We start from the raw sequence: 21,848 nt of genomic DNA, 5'->3' as shown, positions 1-21,848 counted from the left end.
TATCTTCTCTCTCATCGTTCGGGATCAGCGGCCGCCAAGATGGTCAGTACTCAACCGATTTTGAGCGCCACAGGCCTCACCATGGAGTTTCGCGGCTTCGTCGCCGTGAAGGACGTGACGTTGTCCGTCAACGAAGGAACGATCCATGCCTTGATCGGCCCGAACGGCGCCGGCAAGACCACGGTCTTCAATCTCCTCACCAAATTTCTCACGCCGACGCGCGGACAGATTTCCTTTCGCGGAACCGACATCACGCGCATGAAGCCCGCGGAGGTCGCGCGCCTCGGCCTCGTGCGCTCGTTCCAGATTTCCGCCGTGTTTCCGCATCTCTCGGTGCTCGACAACGTGCGCGTGGCGCTTCAGCGCCCTCAAGGCCTCGCAACCCAGTTCTGGCTGTCCTCCGGCAGCCTCTCGGCGCTCGACGAGCGCGCGCTGGAATTGATCGACGCGGTCAATCTCTCGCCCTATGCGCACCTGACCGCGTCCGAACTGTCCTATGGCCGCAAGCGCGCTCTCGAGATCGCCACCACGCTTGCTCTCGACCCCGCCATGCTCCTGCTCGACGAGCCGATGGCCGGCATGGGCCATGAGGACATCGGAAGGATCGCCGACCTGATCCGGCGCGTCGCCAAGAACCGCACCGTGCTCATGGTGGAGCACAATCTGCACGTCGTCGCCGATCTGTGCGACCGCGTGACCGTTCTGGCGCGCGGAGAAATCCTGTCCGACGGCTCCTATGCGACCGTGAGCGCCGACCCCCGCGTGCGCGAAGCCTATATGGGGACCGAGCATGAGTAACGCACCTCTCCTCGAAATTCGCGGGCTGAATGCCTGGTACGGCGAAAGCCATGTCCTCCACGGCGTCGATATGGATATTCGCGAAGGCGAAACCGTGACGCTGCTCGGACGCAACGGCGCGGGCAAGACGACGACGCTCCGGGCCATCATGGGCATTCTGCGCCGCCGCGAAGGCGTGATCCGCCTGCGCGGAAAGGATCTCCTCGGCCTTCCCCTTCACAAGGTGGCCCAGAGCGGCATCGGCTACGTGCCCGAGGAGCGTGGAATCTTCGCCAGCCTCAACGTGGCCGAGAACCTCATGCTGCCGCCGGGCGTTTCGGACGGCGGAATGAGCGTGGACGAAATCTACACGCTCTTTCCCAACCTCCATGAACGCCGCTCGAGCCAGGGCACGAAGCTCTCCGGCGGCGAGCAGCAGATGCTGGCGATCGCCCGCATCCTGCGCACCGGAGCGAAGTTCATCCTGCTCGACGAGCCGACGGAAGGTCTTGCCCCCGTCATCGTCCAGCGCATCGGCGACGTTCTCGTCACCCTCAAGAAGCGCGGCATGACGATTCTGCTCGTCGAGCAGAATTTCCGCTTCGCGCGCAAGGTCGCGGACCGCTTCTACCTCATGGAGGATGGGCGTATCGTCAATTCCTTCCCGGGCCATGAACTCGATGCGCGCATGGACGAGCTCCAGGAAGTGCTGGGAGTGTAAGCGATGAGCACGATCTTCGGCATTCCCACCCCGGCCCTCTACGGCCAGATCCTCATCGGGCTGATCAACGGCTCCTTCTACGCCATGCTCAGCCTCGGCCTCGCGGTGATCTTCGGGCTGCTGCGGGTGATCAATTTCACCCACGGCGCCCAATACATGCTCGGCGCCTTCGCGGCCTATCTGCTGCTCACCTATGCGGGCATCGGCTACTGGCTCGCTCTCATCCTGGCGCCCCTCATCGTCGGCGCCGGGGCGATGGTCATCGAACGTTTCATGCTGCGGCGCCTCTACGGCCTCGACCCGCTCTACGGCCTGCTGCTGACCTTCGGCCTGGCGCTCATCCTCGAAGGCGCATTCCGCCATTGGTTCGGTGCGGCGGGCAAGCCCTATGCGCCCCCGACGCAGCTGACCGGCGCGCTCAATCTCGGTTTCATGTTCATGCCGGTTTATCGCGGCTGGGTGGTCGCGGCCTCCCTGTTCGTGTGCCTCGGCACATGGCTTCTGATCGAGAAGACGCGGCTCGGCGCCTATCTCCGGGCCGCCACGGAGAACGCCACGCTCGTGCAGGCCTTCGGCGTGAACGTGCCGCTTCTTCTGACGCTCACCTACGGTCTGGGAGCCGCCCTCGCCGCCCTCGCCGGCGTGCTGGCGGCTCCCATCTATCAGGTCAGTCCGCTGATGGGCTCGAACCTGATCATCATCGTCTTCGCCGTCGTCGTCGTCGGCGGCATGGGCTCGATCCTGGGCGCGATCGTGACCGGCTATGTGCTCGGGGTGCTGGAGGGCCTGACGAAGGTCTTCTATCCGGAAGCCTCGAGCATCGTTATCTTCGTGATCATGGCCATCGTTCTGCTCATCAGGCCGGCAGGCCTCTTCGGGCGGGAGGAGTAACATCATGGCTGTCGGAACCCAATATCTGACGGAGCAGCCCCGGCTGCGCACCACGTCGGTCGTGCTGGGCGCGATCGCGATCGCCGCCCTGATCGTGGCCCCGTTCTTCTTCTATCCCGTCTTCCTGATGAGCATCCTGTGCTTCGCGCTGTTCGCCTGCGCGTTCAATCTGCTCATCGGCTATGTCGGACTCCTGTCCTTCGGCCATGCCGCGTTCTTCGGCGGAGCGGCCTACTTCACCGCGCACGCGGTCAAGGTGTGGGGGTGGGAGCCGCTTTCGGGCATTCTTCTCGGCGCGGCCGGGGCCGCCGTCATGGGTCTCGTCATCGGCTTCGTCGCCATCCGGCGTCAGGGCATCTATTTCGCCATGATCACCCTGGCCCTCTCCCAGATGTTCGCCTTCATCTGCCTGCAGGTGCCCTTCACCCACGGCGAGGACGGCATTCAGGGCGTGCCCCGCGGGCACCTGCTCGGGCTGATCGATCTCAACCAGCCGCATGCGATGTATTACGTCACGCTCGCGATCTTCCTGTTCGGCGTCTTCGCCATCTGGCGCATCGTGAACTCGCCGTTCGGCAACATTCTGAAGGCCATTCGCGAGAACGAGCGACGCGCCGTCTCTCTCGGCTACAGGGTCGATCGCTACAAGCTCGGCGCCTTCGTCATGTCGGCCGCCCTCGCGGGTCTCGCGGGCGGCACGAAGGCAATCGTGTTCCAGTTCGCGACCCTGACGGATGTGCAGTGGCAGATGTCGGGCGAGGTCATCCTGATGACCCTTCTCGGCGGCATCGGCACCATGATCGGCCCCATCGTGGGGGCAGGCCTGGTGATCGCCCTGCAGAACTATCTCGCCTCATCGCAATTTCCCGTCACGGTTCTGATCGGCATCATCTTCGTCATCTGCGTCCTGCTGTTCCGCCGGGGCATCGTGGGCGAGATTCTGGAATTCATGAAGCGCAAGCCCAAAGGCACCGTCTGACATCAGGGCCTGCGGCGACCGATCGAGGCGTGTCATGTCCGACAGCACCACGTTCGACTACGTGATCATCGGCGGAGGCTCGGCAGGCTGCGTTCTGGCGAACCGTCTCTCGAAGGATCCGCGCAATTCCGTTTGCCTGCTCGAGGCCGGCGGAAAGGACAACTGGATCTGGTTCCACATTCCCGTGGGCTATCTTTTCGCCATCGGGAATCCGCGATCCGACTGGATGTTCAAGACCGAGAGCGAGCCCGGCCTCAACGGGCGCGTTCTGAACTATCCGCGCGGCAAGGTCCTGGGCGGCTGCTCGGCCATCAACGCCATGATCTACATGCGCGGCCAGCGCGAGGATTACGACAACTGGCGTCAGATGGGCCTGAGCGGCTGGGGCTGGGACGATGTGCGGCCGATCTTCCGCCGGCATCTGGACCATTATCTCGGCGCGGGCGAGCATCACGGCAGCGGCGGAGAATGGCGCGTGGAAGCGCCGCGGATGCGCTGGGACATTCTCGACGCCTTCATCGAAGCGGCCGTCGAAGCCGGCATTCCCCGCACCTCCGATTTCAACACCGGCAGCAACGAGGGGATCTCCTATTTCCACGTCAACCAGAGGAACGGACGCCGCTGGTCGGCCGCGCGCGGCTTCCTGAAGCCTGCCCTGTCACGTCCGAACCTCAAGCTCGAGATCAATGCGCACGCCACGCGCATTCTCTTCGACGGCAGGCGCGCCGTCGGCGTCGAAATCCTGCAGCAGGGACAACTCAGGCGCATTCATGCGAGCAAGGAGGTCGTGCTGTCGGCCGGTGCGGTGGCCTCCCCGCAGGTCCTCCAGCTTTCCGGCATCGGCGACGGCGCTCTCCTGCGGCAGCACGGCATCGAGGTCCTGAAGCATCTGCCCGGCGTCGGCGAGAACCTGCAGGATCATCTCCAGCTGCGCCCGATCTACAAGGTTTCGGGCGTACGCACGCTCAACGAGGACTATCGCTCGCTCGCGAAGAAGGGCCTCATGGCGCTCGAATACGCCCTGTTCCGGCGCGGACCGCTGACGATGGCGCCGTCGCAGCTGGGAGCCTTCACGCGATCCTCTCCCGAATACGCAACGCCCAACCTTCAGTTCCACATCCAGCCGCTGTCATTGGACAAGTTCGGGGACGAGCCGCACCCGTTCGCAGCCTTTACGGCGAGCGTCTGCAATCTGCGCCCCACGAGCCGGGGCAGCATCAGGATCCGGAGCGGCAGCGCGGTCGATGCGCCTTCCATCCGGCCCAACTATCTGTCGACGTCGGAAGACCGGCAGGTCGCCGTGGATTCCTTACGTCTCGTCCGTCGCATCGTCTCGATGCCGGCGCTGCGGAGATACCGGCCGCAAGAATACAGGCCCGGCGCCCAACTGCTGACCGACGACGAGCTGCTCGGCGGCGCCCGCGACATCGGCACCACCATCTTTCATCCGGTCGGAACGGCCAAGATGGGAATCGAGAGCGACCCGATGGCCGTCACGGACGAGCGCCTGAGGGTTCGCGGCATCGAGGGGCTGCGCGTCATCGATGCCTCGGTCATGCCGACGATCACCAGCGGCAACACGAACTCGCCGACCCTCATGATCGCCGAGAAAGGCGCCGCGATGATCCTGGAGGATCAGGCCCGGCACCGGGAAGCGATCAGGCAGTCGGCCTGACGGCCGACATGGTTCCTGGGTCGACATGGCTACTGGGCCGAGACCTGCCCGTCGGCCGGCAGATGACTTGCAGCCCAGATGGCGGCCTGCGTCCTGTTCTTCGCATGGATCTTGCGCAGGATCGCCTTGACGTGAACCTTGACGGTCGCCTCGGTGATATCGAACTTGCGGGCGATGAGCTTGTTCGAGTCGCCATCCATGAGGCAGCGCAGAATCACGGTCTCACGTACGGACAATCCCTTGCTTTGAAACTGCTCGTCGGAGGCTTTCTCGGCTCCAGGCGTCCTGACATCGCCGTTGGGCCGCAGAACATGCTCGTTCAGCAGGTCCAGAACGGCCGATGGGAACACGACCTCGCCGAGCATGACGAGATCCAGCGTCTTGACCAGGACTTCGCAGGACACGGACTTGATCAGATAGGCGTCCGCCCCTGCCTGGAACGCGGAGATGATCTGTTTCAGGTCGTACTGGTCGACCAGCATCAGCACACGCGCCGAGTCATATTGACTCTTGATCTGCCGAACCTGGCTGCAGGCCTCTTCGTGATCGCGTGAGCACCCCATGACCAGCAGAAACGGGCCGGCATCCGCCTCCCATTCCGCAAGCGCGCCGTCGAGGTTGGGAGACAGGGCGACGGGGTTGTACTCAGTCTCCGTCAGAATTCTCCGCAACCCCTCGCGCAGAAGGGTATTCGATTCGACAAGGAGCGTTGGGATCGTCTGGGAGTTCATGTATCGATCCTGCGCATGATCGGATGCGCGGGCCAATTCGAGGTATCGGGCCTGCCCCGCCTCTCTCGTGAGCGGTACGCCCGCAAGTGACGAGCCATCGAGATCGTAGGTTTTCCGCATAGGAGAGCCTTTTTCTGGGCTTCAAGTCGAAAGAAGAGGGATACGATACTTTTCTTTAGGTAAATTAGCTTATTTAGCTCATTCCCACAATCACCTCGTATTCACTTCTCTTAAAAGTTTGTTAAAAATCGTACATTTCGTATGTTATATAGTTTCAATTTCAGTACATAGAATCAATCTTACGCTCTATGTCTTTGTGAGTATCTGACAAAAAGCCCGACTAAAGTCGAAGCGCCCCACATCAACTATGCTATTCAGAGATGACCTGTGATTAAGATCTTGCACGGTAGTCGGGGCTGCACGCCTCGAAGCCGCGTATGGAAACGCCCTTCGGGCGGCCTAGAATGATATAACCGACCCGTAGAGACGATCCGCCTGATTGATCATGAGATGTTATTTCAACCTGATTAGCGACGACGAGACCATGATCGACGATGAAGGCGTCGAAGTCAGGGATTTGGATCAAGCCTGGGCCCAGGCCCTCAAGGCCGTCATGGAGCTTCGCGCTGAAGCGGACGGAGAGCCGATCGAGTGGGACCGGTGGCGGCTGGAGGCGACGGACGGCGACGGCCGCGTGCTCTTCACGATCAAGCTCACGCACAATCTGCATTAGGGCATCGGTCGCGAAAGGCGGCCCTGCCTATGTCGCCCTCCCCTGCGCCCGGCAGGGGCCCGGTTCTTCCCCGGCCGTCAGCAGATCTTCATGAAGGGCGAAACCTGCGACATTCCCCTGTCGCCGGCCTGGAGCTGCGGCCACGCCGGCTCCTGGCCTCCGGACAGATGATTGACGGCCCACATCGCGGCCTGCGTGCGGTTGGCCACCCGGATCTTTCTCAAGATCGCCTTGATATGAACCTTGACGGTCGCCTCCGCCACGTCGAGCTTGCGGGCGATCACCTTGTTGGGCGCCCCTTCCATCAGGCATTGCAGAATTTCCGCTTCGCGGCTGGACAGGGTGCGAATGACCGAGTCCTTGGCCTCCGCAATGCGTTCCATCTGAGGAAGCGACATCGCGATCGCCGCGCTCTCGGCCTGGGGCACGATCGCGTCTCCCGATGGCATCATGGTGCCCAGGAAGGCGGAGGACGGGAAAACCACCTCCCCCAGCATGACGAGATCGAGGTATTTGATCATTGCCTCGCATCCTGTCGTCGCAAGGCAATAGCCGTCTGCTCCGGCCTGGAGCGTGAGCTTCATTTCATCCAGGTCGAAGCCGTCCGCCAGAATGACGACACGCGCGTTGACATGCTGTGCCTTCAGATCCCGGACGAGGTTGTTCATCCCATCCGGGTAAAGATTACTGTCAATAATGAAAAGAAAAGGAGCATGACCGTAAACCTGCGGCACGGTTGTTCCGCGGCCACTCAGGTCCTCGGGATGAACTTTGTACCGCGTACTCGATAAGATGTGCCTGATCCCCTCACGGAGCATCGAGTTCTTGCACCCCAAAATCGTCGTAACTTGAAGGATATTTGTCATGCGAGAGAGCCTTTTCGCAGAGATTACCTCCGATTATACGAACAGCCGGTTTCTGGACTACAAGGCAAAGGAGGTATCTGTTACTGCTTAGGGAGTATGGGACTTCGGTCCGAAAAGAATGCCGATTTTCATGATCATGAGATCATATGCATTCTTCCCGACGATCCCCGATTTTAAACCCATTGCAGCCATACGACCCTCACAAGCATCCGCAGAAGGAGGCAATTTCGTATAAGCGACATCGATGATGCTTCCGTCGCAATCCGTAAGCAAGATATGGATTTCTCCGCCTCGAGCATCGGACGTGGAAAGTGGTATCCACTTTGGGATCGAATCCGATGCTCCCTCCTCGAGGAGCGCATCGTTCGAGCGGACCCGAAGGGCCGCGCGATGCGCGAAGAAACAGTCGTCCGCACGGCAAGGGACGGCGCGATGCCACACGGCGCAAACGCCCTCCATACGCACCTGTCCGGAGATTCACATGAGCGGAATATATGCGTTTCAGAGAATGCTGCCGGTCCGGATGATCGTGCTGCTTCTCGGGCTTGCCGCGAATGCCGCATGGGCCGAGACCTATTTCGTTGCGCCCTCGGGCGGCATGGCGGCCACCGGATCGAGATCCGATCCGCTGCAGAGCATTCAAGCCGCGCTAGAGCGGGCAATGCCGGGAGATACGATCGTGCTCGCCCCCGGCCGTTATTTTCAGGACATCCGAACCGTGAGGAACGGACAGCCCGGCCATCCGATCGTCGTCACGGGAGGGCGCGGCGCCATCCTCTCGGGAGCCGGAGCCAACAGAATCGTTCAGATCAACCATGATTATATCGAGCTGCATGGCTTCACCATCGACGGCAGGCACAGTGCGGCAGAAGGCAAGAACAGTTACCGGGACAAACTGATCTACGCCATTGGGAGCCAGCCCGGAGACGGCGTCACGGGCCTTCGCATCGTTCACATGAATCTCAGGAATGCGGGCGGCGAATGCGTTCGACTGCGGTACTACGCCCAGCGCAACGAGATCGCCAACTCGACGATCGAGAACTGCGGCATCCACGACTTCGTTTACAAAGAGGGCGGCAAGAACGGCGAAGGCGTCTATATCGGCACGGCTCCCGAGCAACTTGGGCAGAGGGGCGCACCCGATGCATCCATCGACCGTTCGGATGCGAACTGGATTCATCACAACACCTTCAACACGCGTGGGAACGAATGCGTCGACATCAAGGAAGGTTCATCCGGCAACATCGTCGAGCATAATCGCTGTACGGGCCAGCGGGACAGGAAGTCGGCAGGGCTCGATTCCCGAGGCAGCGGCAACACTTTCCGCTACAACGACGTCTACGGCAATCGCGGCGCCGGCATTCGCTTCGGCGGGGACAGATCCGGAGACGGAATCGGCAACAACGCCTATTCCAATACCCTTCGCGACAACGAAGTCGGCAGCTTGAAGATACAGAGAGGACCTCAAGGAAGAATCTGCGGCAATGCGGTCTCGGGGAAGAGTACCGGCCTCAGGGGTGCACGAGGTGAAGCAATCGACCCACGCCGTCCCTGCTAGAGCCTTTTCCATGAACTTCGGTTCATGGAAAAGGCTCCTGTTGTTTGAGAAAGACGCCTTTTCTTCGCAAAACCGGCATCCACTTTTGCGGAAAAGGCTCTAGAGCATCGGACGCAAAAGTGGGAACCGGTTTTGCGTGGAAAGATGCTCAAAAGCATCAACTGACAGTATCGGACATGGGTCCGATGTCACGTCCGATGCTGTAGAGCATCGGACGCGAGCTCAATGGCGCACCCGATGCTCTCGGCAAGTCATTCTCCCCTGATACGGTCCACGGCTCACGGGCGCAATCACCGAGGCATCGTATCTCCCCCGGATGCGGTTGGCGCCGACTGTCCGGCGGCTGCATTCGGAGCGGGCTGATCGACCATCGCGCTCAGGGCCACGGCGGCCAACGGGAATCCGCTTTCCTGAGCGCTGCTCATCAGCGCGATCGCCTTGTCGAGATCCATGCTAACGCCGGTGCCGGACTTGTACATGAGGCCGAGCCGGTATTTCGCTTCGGGGATGCCTGCATCGGCCGCCTGCTGGAGGAGGCTCGCGGCGCGGCCAGGCGAAGCCTCCACGCCGATGCCGTCGGCATAAGCCAGCGCCAAACCGAGCAGAGCCTCGTGATTTCCTGCCGCCACGGCCTGTTCCAAACCCGCGATGATGCCGGGCACGAGATCGTCCTGCGGGCGCAAGGCGATGAGCCGGGAGAGCCCCTGCCCTGCGGCGGCGTTTTCCTTGTCCAGGGCCGCCAGACTGTACCACTGCACGGCCTGGCGCTGATCCTCCAGCTTGTCGCTGCCGGAGAGAATGTTTGCGAGATGCGTCGCGGCGGCGCTGTCGCCGCGTTCGGCCGCCACCTTGATCAGATGTCCTGCCGCTTCCCGGTTCTGAACCCCGTTCGTGCCGCGCTCGAGATCGAGCGCGACCTGGTAGGCGACATTCGGACTGATCTGCGCGGCTCTCTCGAAGAAGCGCAGAGCCGCAGGCATGTCCGCGGTCCCCTCGGAACCGGTCGCCAATGCCCAGCCGATATCGACGAGCGTCGTCCGGGCGCGGCCGGGATTGACCTCCTTGAGCCATTTCAAGGCCGCCTCGTCATCGCGCGCGACGCCTCGGCCGGTCCCGTAGGCATAGGCGACGCTCGCCATCGCGCGGCGGTTGCCGACCCGTGCGGCCCAGAGATACCATGTGGCCGCCTTCTTCGTGTCCGTCGGAACGCCATCGCCTCGGTCGTACATTCCTGCGACCGCCAGAACGGAGCTGGATGCTCCCCGCATCGCTTCATGTCTCAGTCTGCTCTCGATGCGGGCGGAGCCGTTCTCCGCGATGGGGAGATCATGGCGCGCCATGACCTTGCCGAGCATTCGGGTTGCGACGCGATCGCCTCGGGACGACGCAAGTTTCAGGGCGTCGAGCCCGGTCGTGAAAGCCGGTGTTTCGGCATCGGCCGTCAACGCGGCCTGCCCGAGCTTGAGAAGACGGGCCGTCGGCATCGCCTTCAGCTTCGCCGGGGTGAGGCCGGTCCGAGCCGAGGCGGATGCAGCAGGTTCGTTCTCCTGTCTCTCCGGCGCGGCAAGAGCAGCGCTCGCCAGAAGGCAGCTCAGGAGCGCAATGTGGCTCGTTCTGATCATCGGCCTCTTCCTCACTCGTCCTCGGCGATCCGTTCCGTGATTCATTCCCGCCGCTCCCCGACGTTCATTTGCGCGCCGTCGCTTCGGCGGTCGCGAGCCATTTCTGCGCGGCGTCCGCATTCACCTCGGTTCCGAACCCCAGCGTCATCGCGAGGCTGACGCCGTACATGGCCTCCGTGTCGCCCGCATTGGCCGCGCGCAGGAGCCAGTCGGTGCTGGCATTCGCCGATAGTTCCACGCCATATCCTGACGCATAGGCGCGCGAGAGCTCCTTCATGGCGGCGATGTCACCCGCCTCGGCTGCCTTGCGCAGCCACACGCCCCCCTGAACGGGATCCGCCACCGTGCCGAAGCCGAACTGAAGACTGCGTCCATACTCGCGCATGGCGGGAACGAAGCTCTTGCCGGCGGCCTCCTTGAGAGCCTCAACGGCACGTCCGGCATCCTTTTCCGATGTCGTCGCCACGCGCGCCAGATCGGCGGCAGCGCCTTCGTCCTCAGCCCGCAAGGCCTTGATGAGCCATGCGACCGCGAGATCGTTCTTCCCCTCTCCCAAAGCCCCGGAGGCATAATTGCGGCCGAGGAATCGCATCGCCTCGACCTTCCCCGCTTCGGCGGAGCGCTCGATATACGTCACCGCTTCCTGCGGGTCCGTGGAGCCTCCGACGCCATCGAACAGGGCGCGGCCGATCTGGAAGAGCGTCGCCGGATCCGGCTCATGGAGTCTCGTGTCGGCGACTGCGCGCTGAAGCCACAGGCGTGCCCGTTCGACGGCCTGCGGATTGTTCGTGCGATGGTGGATCGCGGCCAGTTCCACCATGTCCCTGGCGGAACAGACCGGGAGCGCCTCGGCCCGTTCGACCCATGCCGACCGATCGGCCGGATCCTCCGCAAGAGCCGCAAGAGCGATCGCGGAGCGGACACTCCCGGCCCCGGCCGCCGTTCTTCTCCAATCGGCCGCCGTTTTTCCGGTCACGCGGAGCTGATCGTCGGGCTGGTCCGCCAGTTCCGCCATCGCGGCAACGACACCGGACGCGGCCGCTTTCTGGAGCAGCGCCACGCCACGCACATGCTCGGGACTGCCGGGCTGGCTGGCGGATGTCAGAAACCGACCGAGTTCGAACACGGCGCTCGCATCGCCTCCTCTTGCGACCTCCTCCAGGAGATTACGCCCGAGTGTCCGGTCAGCCTCGGCACTCCCGACGGTCAGGAGTCTGCGAGCCAGAAGAAACCGGGACCGGGACAGATCCTCGCCCGGAGCAAGCGCAGCTTTCTGCCATTCGGCGGCCAGACGCTCGTCCTGCTCGGCACCTCGTCCGGTCCGGTAGGCGAGAGCGAGATACACCATGCTCTCGCGATCTCCCTTCTCGGCGGAACGCTTGAGCGCTTCCGCACTCCGGCGCATGACCTCGGGATCGGCGTTCGGTTGAGAGGCGAGCGCCGCGATGCTGCGGGCATGCCCCGCCGCTGCGGCGCGCATCAGCCAGGATCGCGACTGCTCCATGTCCGGAGCCACCACGGCACTGCATTCGTAGAGATCGGCAAGCACGCCCATGGCCTCGGGGTTCCCACGCCTGGCCGCCTCGTTGAGGAGCCCGAGAACATCCGTCCCAAGGGCATCCTGCGGCCGGGCGAGCAGGAGCTTGGCGAGCTCCGTCAGGCCCGAGGGGTCTCCGCTATCGGCGGCCTGCCGGTAAAGGGCGAGTGCGGTCTTGATGTCCGGCTGACCGTGGATGCCGGCCGCGTAGAGACGGGCGAGCGAAACGATGACGCTGGACGTATGTCCCGGCAGAGCGATGGCCCGGGACAGGGCATCGGCCGCCTTCGGAAGATCCGGAGCCGATCCGAATTCGCCGCGATAGTGACGGGACAGGAGCTTGTAGGCGTCCACATCGGCGTAAGTCCCGGCCTTCTCCAGCCAGGCCACCCCTTTGGCGACGTCCTTGGGCGTTCCGTCTCCGCGCAGATGATATTCGCCGAGCGACGTCATCGCCTGAGCCGATCCCGCCTCGGCGGCCCTGGTGAGATGCCTGAGAACCGCGCCGGGCGCGGCCGTGACCCGTCCTTGCAGGTAGATCCCGGCCAAGGACAGATCGCCCCGGTAATCCCCCTGCCGTGCGGCCGCCTCGAACCATTTCACCGCTTCCCTCAGCCCTCCCGGCACGAGTGCGTCATCGGACAGGATCGCGCCGATCTCATACAGGGAGCTGCACTTCCCTCGCCCCAGATCGCCGTACAGGATGAGCAGTCCCAGCTTGACGAGATCCTCGGTCGCGGCCTGCGGCACGGCTCCGAGACGGCCGCTTTTCTGGAGGCGCGCGAGCCCGATCACGCCATCGACATTGCCGGCCGCGGAGGCCGTTCGCAGAAGACGCTCGGCCTCCTTCACGTCGGCCCCTTTGATGCGTCCCTGCTCATGAAGCCGGGCGAGCTGAACAGCGGCGTCCATGTGCAACGTGGAGGCCGCAGTCGAAAACAGCGCAGCGGCCCGCTCGGCATCGACGGGACCCGCTGCGGGATCGAGCATCAGCTGGCCCAGGCGATAGAGCGCACGCCCCTTCCCCGGCCACGTGCGGGCGGACAACTCTTCCAGCAGTCTGCGGGCCGTCACCGGATCGCGAGCGACCTGCGGCGCACCGTCAGCGTAAAGCAAGGCCGCGCCGTACATCTCGTCGAGATTGCGGACGGGCTGCTTCCTGTCCCACTTCTTCCAGTCACGCGTCAGCGCAACCTTCGGGGGCGCGACGCAGAGTTTGCTGAAATCGGCGGTCGGCGCCAGTGAACGCGAGGCGCCCGTCTGCGCCCGGAGGGAGCCCGGCGCACCGATCAGACCTGCAAGAGCGATCGCGGTCACGGCTCCGATCGGGGCTTTCGACCGGGTCTTCGCCGCATCGTGAGCGCGGGTCGGCTGTTTCATGATGGCAGCTCCCATGAATCCGCAACCCTCGCTTGGCTGTCGACGCCTATTCGTCGTCACCGTCGCCGTCCCCAGGCTCGGGCAGCTTCTTCTTGCGAATGGCCTTGATGGCCTGCCAGTGACCGGCCTGAGCCGCCTTGGCGAGCCACTCGTTCCCGTCGATGCTGTTCTGATCGGGAGAGGTTGGGCGATAGCGCAGGGCGAGATGATACATGGCGGCCGCGTGACCGCTCCGTGCCGCCTGAACGAGCCAGCGCTCGGCCTCCTGCGGCTTCGCATCCTTGGCGACGGCACTCACGCGATAGAGCTCATAGAGGGCATCCGGCGATCCCATGCGCACCGCCCGTTCGAGCCAGGCTTGCGCCAGAACGGGATCGGCCTGGGTGCCGAAGCCGTTCCTGATCGCGCGCGACACCTCGATCATGGCCTCGGGCGATCCCGCCTCCGCGGCCCGCAGATAGGACGCGAACGCCCCCTCCGGATCGATCGCTGCTCCCATGCCCGACGCCTTGGCCTCTCCGAGTCGCAGCCGCGCCGTCAGGAGGCTGCTCTCGCCGGCTTCGGACAGGAGGCGTTCCGCCTCCGCTCCGTTGTGAGGGACCCCGCCCCCGTAAAGATAGGCCAGGCCCAGATGCGCCTTCCCTTCAGGATCTCCATTCTGCGCGGCCTGCGCATAGAATTGAATGGCGAGCGCCCGGTCGCGGGGCACCCCCTCACCGCTCCCATAGGCTTCGCCCAAGGCGAGCAGCACCTTCGGGTCGCCCGGCTCGTCGTTGTGTATCTCGCGGTAGAGCGCAACGGCGCGAGCGGGATTCTTCTCGATGCCGTTCCCGTCGCGATAGGCCTTGGCGAGCGCGAAACGCGCGCCATCGTCACCAAGCTGGCTGGCCCGGCGAAGAAGCGCCTCCGCGCGATCGGGATCCGGGCCGATGCTGGTCCCGTCCAGCAGCGCCTGCGCGAGGGCCGTCATCGCATCGGTGCCGTTCTTTCGAGCGATCGCCTCGAGGGTCGCTGTTCCCCGCCGACGCTGGGCCGGTTCCTTCAGCTGCAGAACGGCGACCCGCACCATCAGCTCATCCGTGCCGGCCGCGGCATTCTCCGCCGCCACGAGCCAGCGGCGGGCGAGAGCCGCCTGATCGGCAGGCCCGGACAAATAGAGCGCTGCCAATTGAATGGCGGCTTCGGGATCTCCATTGTCGGCCGCCCTCTTCAGGACCGATTCCGCAAGCGGCTGCTCCCCCCGCGCAAGATAGAGCTTCGCGAGAGCGATGGATGCTCGCGCATCGCCGGCCCGAACCGCCGACTCCAGGACGTCCCGCGCCAGGTCGAAATGCCCCGGCCCGCCGGCACGGGAATAGAGAGCGCTCAATTCCACCATGGCCGGGCCGCTTCCGGCGGCCGCCGCGCGGCTGAACCAAGTGGCCGCCAGCGCATCATCCTGCGGGACCTCCTGCCCCTCGTTGAACATGCGCCCGAGGCGGATCATCGCGGTTGAAATGTTCGCATCGGCCGCCTTGCGATACCATTCGATCGCACGCGAGACATCCCTGCCGTCAGGCCGGTGAAGGTACAGATCGCCGAGGCGCACGAAGGCCACCGTCGAACCGCCCTCTGCGGCCTTTTCATACCAGCGCCGCGCATCCGATGGCGCCGGATCGACACCGTTGCCGTTCAGGAGAACATCGCCGAGGGTGAGAGCGGCCTTCACGTCGCCGCGCTCCGCCGCATTCTGAAGACGTGCGGCTGCGATCTTCCTCATCGGCTCCGTCGCCGCGTCCGGAAAACCGAAGACCGTGCGTCCATATTCGTAAGCAGCCGTGACGTTATCCTGCGCGGCGGCTTTATCGAAGAACGTGAGCGCGAGGGGAACGTTTCTCTCGATGAGGTCTCCGGCGCGCAGATGGCGCCCCAGCGCGACGAGAACCCCCGGCTCATCCCCGGCATCCTTCAGGGCCTCGGCGAGATAGAGCTTCGCCTCCTCGCGTCCATCCCGGCCCTGCTGGCTCCGGATCTCGATGCCCGCGACCAGGGCGCGCGGCACCCGGCTCTCGAGAGCCCTCTTGAGCCAGATCTCGGCCTCCGGGGCAGGAACGCCGAGAGAGCCGCCATCGTAAGGATCCTGAGCAAGGAGGAGCGCGGCTTCCACCAACCCGCCCACGGCCGCCCTCTCGACGTCGGAACGCGCCTCCGCGGGCCGGTACAGCGGAGACCTCCGATCCTGCCTGATCCGGCCGAGTTGCAGCCACGCCCCCGCATCCCCGAGATCGGATGCGCGCCTGTACCATTCGACGGCGGCGTTCAACCGATCGGGCACGCCGTCGCTCGTCGAGCGGTAATGATCCGCGAGGATTCTCGCGGCGTCGGCGGATCCCTGGTGCGCCTCCTGGAAGAGAAGTCGCAACCCTTGCGTGGCATAGACATGAGCCTTCGTCGCGTCGCTCTCGAGCTGCGCGAGAGCAAGGCCCGACGGGCCATGCCCCAGGCGCAGGGCCACCTGATAAAGCCCTTTGGCCCCGGCCGTATCACGCGATACGCCGTTGCCCGCCTCCATCAGGCCCGCGAGCAGATAGGCCGCCTCCCGGCTCTGCATGGCAGCGGCGCGGCGCAGGAGTTCGGCCGCCCGCACGCGCGCCTCCTGTCCGGCGTCCTTGGTCAACAGGAGTTTAGCGCGCCGAACGGCGGCTTCGGGCCAACGCGGCCCCAGGGTGGCCAGTGCGCGGTCGAGGAGCCGCGCGGCCTCGGCGGGCTGAGCTCTGCCCAGCGGGTTGGTCTCACTGATCGGCACGCCGTCTTGAAGGAGCTGCGCCTGTTCGATCAAGGCATCCTGATCCTGCCGCTGACGCAGCTGCTCGATCCGCTCCATGACGGCCTGGAAGCGGCTGCGGATCTCCCGATCCGGCGATTGTTGCGAGAATGCCGGCGTGAGCACCAGAAGAACGTGAGCCGCCACAAGAGCGGCGAGACTGAAATGTTTCACCATCAACGTCCCCATATGCGTGTCGCACAGGCGCCGGCGAACCTCTCTTTCAGAGGCCTGTTGCTCTTCAGCCTCCTCGTCGGCGGGCCGGTCCCGTCACGGGCAACGACCGACTCCGCCCGGGATGTCGTCCTTCGAGGCATGGGCCATGGCGACCTTCGGTTCCGCAGCCACGTCCGGGAGCACGACGGCAAGACTGCGTCTCATGTCTCCCTCACGTCCCCTGGGAGGTGGTGCTGAAGGCGCGCTGCTGCACGGTTCCATCGACGGACGTGCAGTCGTTCCTGGCGTGAGGGTCGAAGGCATGACCATCCGCGCCGCCTTCGAAATAGCCCTGCTCACGCAGCCGGCAGGCAACGACCGGTCTCGCCGGGCGGCAGACGCTCGCGATCAGCATGCTTGAATGCGCCCCCTGGAGAACAGGCCCCTCGAGTCCGCGCAGATCTCCTCCGAAAAGGCGACGGGATTGCCGGACGAACCTGTTCGACAGCATGGCCAAGCCCGATACGCCCTCAGCATTGATGCCGACCCCGTTTGCGGAAATGAGGTTCCTGCGGAGCGACATGCTCGTCACGGGATCATAGGGATCCATCCTGAAGTCACGCGTTTCGCCGCTTTTCGTCTCGAGCAGGTTGGCCACATAGGCGTTGATCCCGGCGCCGCCATTCGTCTCGATCCGGTTGCCGTAGACTCCGATATCGAAACTGTTTCTCACCTTCATGCCGTCGCGCTTGTTGGCGAGAAGATGATTGGCCGTCATCAGATTGCATGAACTCTCGAACAGAGTGATGCCGTCCTGCTCATTGCCGAACGCGCTGTTGGCATGCACGATGTTGTTGGAGCTGTCCCGGTCCAGCATGATGCCGGAACCGACATTGTCGAAGGTGAGATTGCCGACAATGACGCTCTCGTCGACCTCGCGCGAGACGATGATCCCATGCTTGACCTTCGTGCCGTAGGTCGTGTTGAGCGCAATCGTAAGCTTGCGGGTTCGATCATGGGGATCGAGGCCGTAGACGACGCTGTCGATATACTCGTTTCCGATGATATGAACGTTTTCGGCCTCATACGAGTAGAAGCCGAAATGCGAATTGCGGAAGACGTTGTCGACGACGAACCCTGTTGCGTGCGCCTGATCGCGCAGCTCCGAGACGCGGATCGGGCCGGACGAGTAGGACAGGCCAAAAGACTTGGAGTTTTCATAACCGAGAGCCGTCAGCACGGACCCTGCAACGTTCATGCGTCCGTCGCCCCAGCACAGAAGGAACGGACGAAAATCGTGAACCCGGCTTTTGTCCGACCAGGCAGGCCTCTTCGCCTCCTCGTCGTAGCCGATGATCTGCGCATCCACGATCTCGAAATCCCCGGCACTTGCGACGAAGGCGCCCGCATCGGCGCTGAACCGGTAGACCGGAACATCCATGCCGGAAAGGATGAGGCGAGCGCCGGGTGCCACGAACACGGGCGCGCGCAGGGTGAGGACGTCGCCTTCGATGGCGATAAGGTCCTCGTCAGGGGTCCCACGGAACTGCCGGGCGAGCATCCCCAGCGTCGTGCTGCCTGACTGGACGACGATGATGCGCGGATTCGGCATCCCTTGATGGCGCGCTGCCCGTTCGAGACGCGTACCACCGCTCGGCCCCTCATCCAGGAACTTGGAAATGTAGAGGTTGTAATTGGCGAACGTGATACCGGCCACAGCCCCGGACGGCCATGGAACCGTCGCGCGGATGTCGGACGCCCGGGCCAAGCCCTGTGGGACCGGCGGACGGACGATCGTGGTGACCTCGTTCTCGACGGAGGCCAGGACAAGACCCTTTCTGGTCCGGCGTTCCCGTCCAAGCTCGCTATCCTGGGCAAGATCTTGGGCAAGATCTTGGGCAATATCTTGGGGAAGAGATTGGGGAGGATCTTGGGGAAGAGCTTCGGCGGTATCTGCGGTCTCTCCCGCCTTTTCTTCGATGGGATCGGACAGGGCCGCCATCTGAACCTCGGCGAGACGACGGAATGCGGCATTGCGGGTTCTGTCGTCCTCGATCATGCGGATGAGTCCGGAAGCAGGGACGATGCCGTTCCGCGCCCCGGCAAGGTCAAGCGCGATGTCTTGCCTGTCCTCGTCGGTCATCGGCTGGCTCAAGGCATGCTTGAGGACCGCATCGGGCAAGCCGGTCCGCTTCGTCTGCTCTACGGCTTGTCTGGCGGCGGCTTTGCCGAGAGCCTCATTGGCCCGGTTGCGGAAGCCGTCATCGATGATGCGCTGTTTGAACGCGTTCGCGCGAGTCCTGTCGCCGAGATCCGCCAGCGACTTCACAATCGCATAATAGGCTTTGTCGCGATCGATCGTCTCCAGGGCCTCTGCAATGCGGATGGCTTCTCCCAGGGCCTTCTCGCCTGCCGCGGCCTCCTTCCTCTTGCCGGTCTCGCGGGCGATCCCGACCCAGGCTTCCACCTGCAACGGCCTGTCCTCGATCCGTCCGGCCAGTGCGGTAGCCTCCTTGAACTCTCCCGAGAGTGTAAGAGCCTTCACGACGGAGGAAAGAATCCGCCCGCTATCCGCGGGTTCGGTCAGGTCCGCGCCGATCCGAACGGCGCCGGCGATGTCGCCCGCCCGCACCCGCGCACGCCCGATTCCGCTGAGGGCATGGGCGCGATCATCCGGCTCCTCGATGCGGGGCATAAGCGCGCTCGCATCGGCAAGGCGGTCGCTGTCGGCCAGGCGTTCTGCGAGGTCGCCAAGTGCCGAAGACGTTGCCGTGCCCGGCTCGAGACGCGCGGCGAATCCCAGTGCTTCGTCCAGACGTCCGGCCTGCGTGAAAGCCTGGACAACCTCAGGCCAGATCGCAGCCTGAGCCGCCCCATCCGTCGCCTGTGCCCCCTGAAAGGCTTCCGCAAAGATGTGATCGGCCATCTTGTCATAGCCGGCTCGCGCGAGTGCGGCAGCGACAGTCAGATGAGCCGAGACTTTTGCAGGCCCATCCTGCATGGTCTCGAGAATGCTCGCGGATTGCAGCGGGACGCCGCTCTCCGCCAATGCCTTTGCGACCGAAGCGAGGGCTTCCTGCTGCTCCCGGTCATTGACGAAACCCCGGGCGACCGCGGCGGCAGCCTCGAAATCCTTGTGCTCGAGGGCCGCCGGCAGAAGGTCTGCCAGCAGCGCCTCCTGCTTGTCGCCCTCGGGAATGGCCAGCACCAAACGAAGCCCCCCACCGACGTCGCCGGTCGCGAGGCGCCTGCGAGCCTCGACAGCCAGCTGCTCCATGGTGGCATTCTGCCAAGCCGTCCCCTTCAGATCTGCGCGCGCGAGATCCTGCTGCGCATAGGCGCGATCCTGTGAGCGCGGGATGAGGGCGACGGCGCGCCCTGCAAGGGACAACCCTGTCGGCCCAAGGAGAACCGCGAGACGGCAAACAGCACGATAGGCCTCCGACTGTTCTCCTGCTCCCGGAATGGACTTCGCCGCCTCGAGCGCAAGCGTTGCATATCGCAATGCACGATCCTGGGCTCCGATCCTGCTATAGGCCTGCCCCACCTCGATGAAGGCGGACGCACGATGTTCCGGTGCCCTTTGCTCGCTCGCGACCTGGTGAAGCGTAACGCCGAGCTCCGCTCTGTCGGCGCCCGATTGCCCCGCATCGAGATCGGCCAGAAGAGCCTGCAGGAGCAGTGCCCCCAGCATGTCGTGGGTCAATCCATCGCCAGCGAGGCGGTCGAGTTCGATGCGCGCTCCCGCCCGCAATTCGGGTGAGCCGGAACCGCCCTGCGCGCCGAACTTCTCGAGAAGCTGAACGCGCGCCAGAGCGGTCTGGTAGAAAACGGCTTTTTGCTTGGTAGAAGCACCCTGGTCAGCGGAGAGAAGCGCCTGGCGCGCCTCCTCCGCAAGGCGCCCGACTTCGCCTGTCTCCTGAGCCCAGCTTCCTGTGCACAGGAGCAGAGAGATCGCGACGACAGCGATCCCCCGCAAGCGACTTCGGAGATCAGGTCGCAAGGATACGATCATACTGATCTTCCAGACGCACGATGTCGTCCTCGCCGAGATAAGTGCCGCACTGAACCTCGATCAGATGCAGTTCGCTGTCACCGATGTTTTCCAGGCGATGAACATCTCCCTTCGGGATGTAGACGGACTCGTTGGCCGTCATTATGGAAACCTTGTCGCCGACTGTGACGCGAGCGGTTCCGGATACGACCGTCCAGTGCTCCGAGCGGTGATGATGATACTGGAGCGAAAGACGCCCGGCGACATCGACGACGATATGCTTGACCTGAAAGCAATCGCCGAGCTTCAGGCACTCATAGGATCCCCATGGCCTGCGGACTTTGCGGTGGAGACTGGCTTCGGGTCGCTTCGCCGACGCCAGCTCGCTCGCGATGCGCCCCACGTTCTGCGCCTGATCCAGGGATCCGATGAGAACCGCGTCCGCCGTATCGACGACGACGATTTTTTCGACTCCGATGACCGCAACGAGCCGCGAGTTCCCGTGGACATAGCTGTTGCGCACATCCCGGAGAACGATATCGCCCTGCGCGACATTGCCATTGTCGTCCTTCGCGCCCATGTCCCAAAGTGCCGACCATGATCCGAGGTCACGCCAATTCGGCGAAACCGGAACACAGACGAGCCGGTCGCTCTTCTCCATGACGGCATAATCGATAGAGATGACCGGCGCGATGTCGAAATCGGCCGACAAGCGAATGGTATCGTTGCTGCGATGGGCCGCACTGACCGCGCGCCGTGCGCAGGCCATGACATCGGGAGCATACCGTTCGAGTTCGTCCATGATCGTGCGCGCGGTGAACATGAAGATTCCGCTGTTCCACAGGTGGGAGCCGGCGGAGAAGAGCATCTCGGCCACGTTCCGCTTGGGCTTCTCGACGAAGCCCGCCACCCTGAAGCTGACATCGTCGAAGCTCTCCCCGATTTCGATGTAGCCGAAGCCGGTTTCCGGATGCGTCGGCCGGATGCCGAACAGGACGATCTGCCCTTGGCGTGCGGCTTGTGCCGCCTGGCTCACCGCGTCGGAAAAGACGTCTCCATGCTCGATCAGATGGTCGCTGGGAGCGACCAGCATCAGCCGGTCAGGATCCTGTTCCGCAATCAGGGCCGCAGCGGCAGCGATCGCAGGCGCGGTGCTACGGACGCAGGGCTCGACGAGCAGACGGACCGGACCTGCTTGCAGTTCGCCGATCTCCCGTAGTGCGAGATCGCGATGATTGTTGTTCACGATGACGAGCGGCTCTGCATAGAGCTCGGTGCAGAAGCGCTGAACCGTCTGCTGGAAAAGGCTTCTCTCACCGGAGAAAGCGTGAAACTGCTTTGGCTCGCTCGCTCGGGAGACGGGCCACAAACGTGTTCCGGAACCTCCGCACATCAGCACAGGAATGATACTATTCATTGTTCGCC

At 63.7% G+C, this 21,848-nt stretch carries 14 protein-coding genes; 7 read left to right on the top strand and 7 right to left on the bottom strand.

The window, feature by feature from the left end; all coding sequences use genetic code 11:
* Window positions 1–39 precede the first annotated feature (39 nt).
* Genes RE429_RS05985 through RE429_RS05965 form a run of 5 tightly spaced genes read left to right on the top strand, consistent with a single transcriptional unit; the run spans window position 40 to window position 5,043 of the window.
* Window positions 40–798, top strand: coding sequence for an ABC transporter ATP-binding protein (locus RE429_RS05985; RefSeq protein WP_414473421.1), 759 nt, complete (start codon window positions 40–42; stop codon window positions 796–798).
* Window positions 791–1,498 carry an ABC transporter ATP-binding protein gene (locus RE429_RS05980; protein ID WP_414473420.1) on the top strand — a complete coding sequence of 236 codons (708 nt, stop codon included), beginning with the start codon at window positions 791–793 and terminating at the stop codon, window positions 1,496–1,498. The genes RE429_RS05985 and RE429_RS05980 overlap by 8 nt, the downstream gene beginning before the upstream one ends.
* A 3-nt stretch (window positions 1,499–1,501) precedes the next feature.
* Window positions 1,502–2,389 (top strand): branched-chain amino acid ABC transporter permease, encoded by an 888-nt coding sequence (locus RE429_RS05975; RefSeq protein WP_414473419.1) that lies wholly within the window; start codon window positions 1,502–1,504, stop codon window positions 2,387–2,389.
* 4 nt (window positions 2,390–2,393) lie between these two features.
* Window positions 2,394–3,368: a branched-chain amino acid ABC transporter permease gene (locus RE429_RS05970; RefSeq protein ID WP_414473418.1), complete on the top strand. Its 975-nt coding sequence runs from the start codon at window positions 2,394–2,396 to the stop codon at window positions 3,366–3,368.
* 34 nt (window positions 3,369–3,402) lie between these two features.
* Entirely contained in the window at window positions 3,403–5,043 is a 1,641-nt protein-coding gene (locus RE429_RS05965; protein ID WP_414473417.1) for a GMC family oxidoreductase, read from the top strand.
* 29 nt (window positions 5,044–5,072) lie between these two features.
* On the opposite strand, the gene RE429_RS05960 is transcribed toward RE429_RS05965, so the two are convergent.
* Window positions 5,073–5,894 carry a LuxR C-terminal-related transcriptional regulator gene (locus tag RE429_RS05960; protein ID WP_414473416.1) on the bottom strand — a complete coding sequence of 274 codons (822 nt, stop codon included), beginning with the start codon at window positions 5,892–5,894 and terminating at the stop codon, window positions 5,073–5,075.
* A gap of 385 nt (window positions 5,895–6,279) precedes the next feature.
* On the opposite strand from RE429_RS05960, the gene RE429_RS05955 reads away from it, so the two are divergent.
* Window positions 6,280–6,507: a DUF6894 family protein gene (locus tag RE429_RS05955; RefSeq protein WP_414473415.1), complete on the top strand. Its 228-nt coding sequence runs from the start codon at window positions 6,280–6,282 to the stop codon at window positions 6,505–6,507.
* A gap of 77 nt (window positions 6,508–6,584) precedes the next feature.
* Here the strand turns inward: RE429_RS05955 and RE429_RS05950 are convergent, their stop codons facing one another.
* Window positions 6,585–7,175 (bottom strand): LuxR C-terminal-related transcriptional regulator, encoded by a 591-nt coding sequence (locus RE429_RS05950; RefSeq protein WP_414473414.1) that lies wholly within the window; start codon window positions 7,173–7,175, stop codon window positions 6,585–6,587.
* A 679-nt stretch (window positions 7,176–7,854) separates the two neighbouring features.
* Here RE429_RS05950 and RE429_RS05945 point away from each other — a divergent pair.
* The gene (locus tag RE429_RS05945) at window positions 7,855–8,931 is read left to right on the top strand and encodes a hypothetical protein (protein WP_414473413.1); all 1,077 of its coding nucleotides are present in this window, start codon (window positions 7,855–7,857) and stop codon (window positions 8,929–8,931) included.
* 290 nt (window positions 8,932–9,221) lie between these two features.
* Here the strand turns inward: RE429_RS05945 and RE429_RS05940 are convergent, their stop codons facing one another.
* From RE429_RS05940 to RE429_RS05920, 5 genes are all read right to left on the bottom strand, one after another.
* Window positions 9,222–10,553, bottom strand: coding sequence for a tetratricopeptide repeat protein (locus tag RE429_RS05940; RefSeq protein WP_414473412.1), 1,332 nt, complete (start codon window positions 10,551–10,553; stop codon window positions 9,222–9,224).
* A gap of 64 nt (window positions 10,554–10,617) precedes the next feature.
* A complete protein-coding gene (locus tag RE429_RS05935) occupies window positions 10,618–13,470 on the bottom strand; it encodes a tetratricopeptide repeat protein (RefSeq protein ID WP_414473411.1) in 2,853 nt (950 codons plus the stop codon).
* 46 nt (window positions 13,471–13,516) lie between these two features.
* Window positions 13,517–16,450, bottom strand: coding sequence for a hypothetical protein (locus RE429_RS05930; protein ID WP_414473410.1), 2,934 nt, complete (start codon window positions 16,448–16,450; stop codon window positions 13,517–13,519).
* Window positions 16,451–16,661: 211 nt separating this feature from the next.
* Window positions 16,662–20,408, bottom strand: a complete 3,747-nt coding sequence (locus RE429_RS05925) for a right-handed parallel beta-helix repeat-containing protein (protein WP_414473409.1) — start codon at window positions 20,406–20,408, stop codon at window positions 16,662–16,664.
* Window positions 20,409–20,421: 13 nt separating this feature from the next.
* Window positions 20,422–21,840: a mannose-1-phosphate guanylyltransferase/mannose-6-phosphate isomerase gene (locus RE429_RS05920; RefSeq protein WP_414473408.1), complete on the bottom strand. Its 1,419-nt coding sequence runs from the start codon at window positions 21,838–21,840 to the stop codon at window positions 20,422–20,424.
* Window positions 21,841–21,848: the final 8 nt, after the last annotated feature.

It is taken from the genome of Microvirga sp. M2, from assembly GCF_047497095.1.
In the GTDB taxonomy this organism is placed as follows: Bacteria; Pseudomonadota; Alphaproteobacteria; order Rhizobiales; family Beijerinckiaceae; genus Microvirga.
The sequence above is the reverse complement of the archived record's forward strand: the minus strand, read 5'-3'. Positions and strand labels throughout refer to the sequence as shown.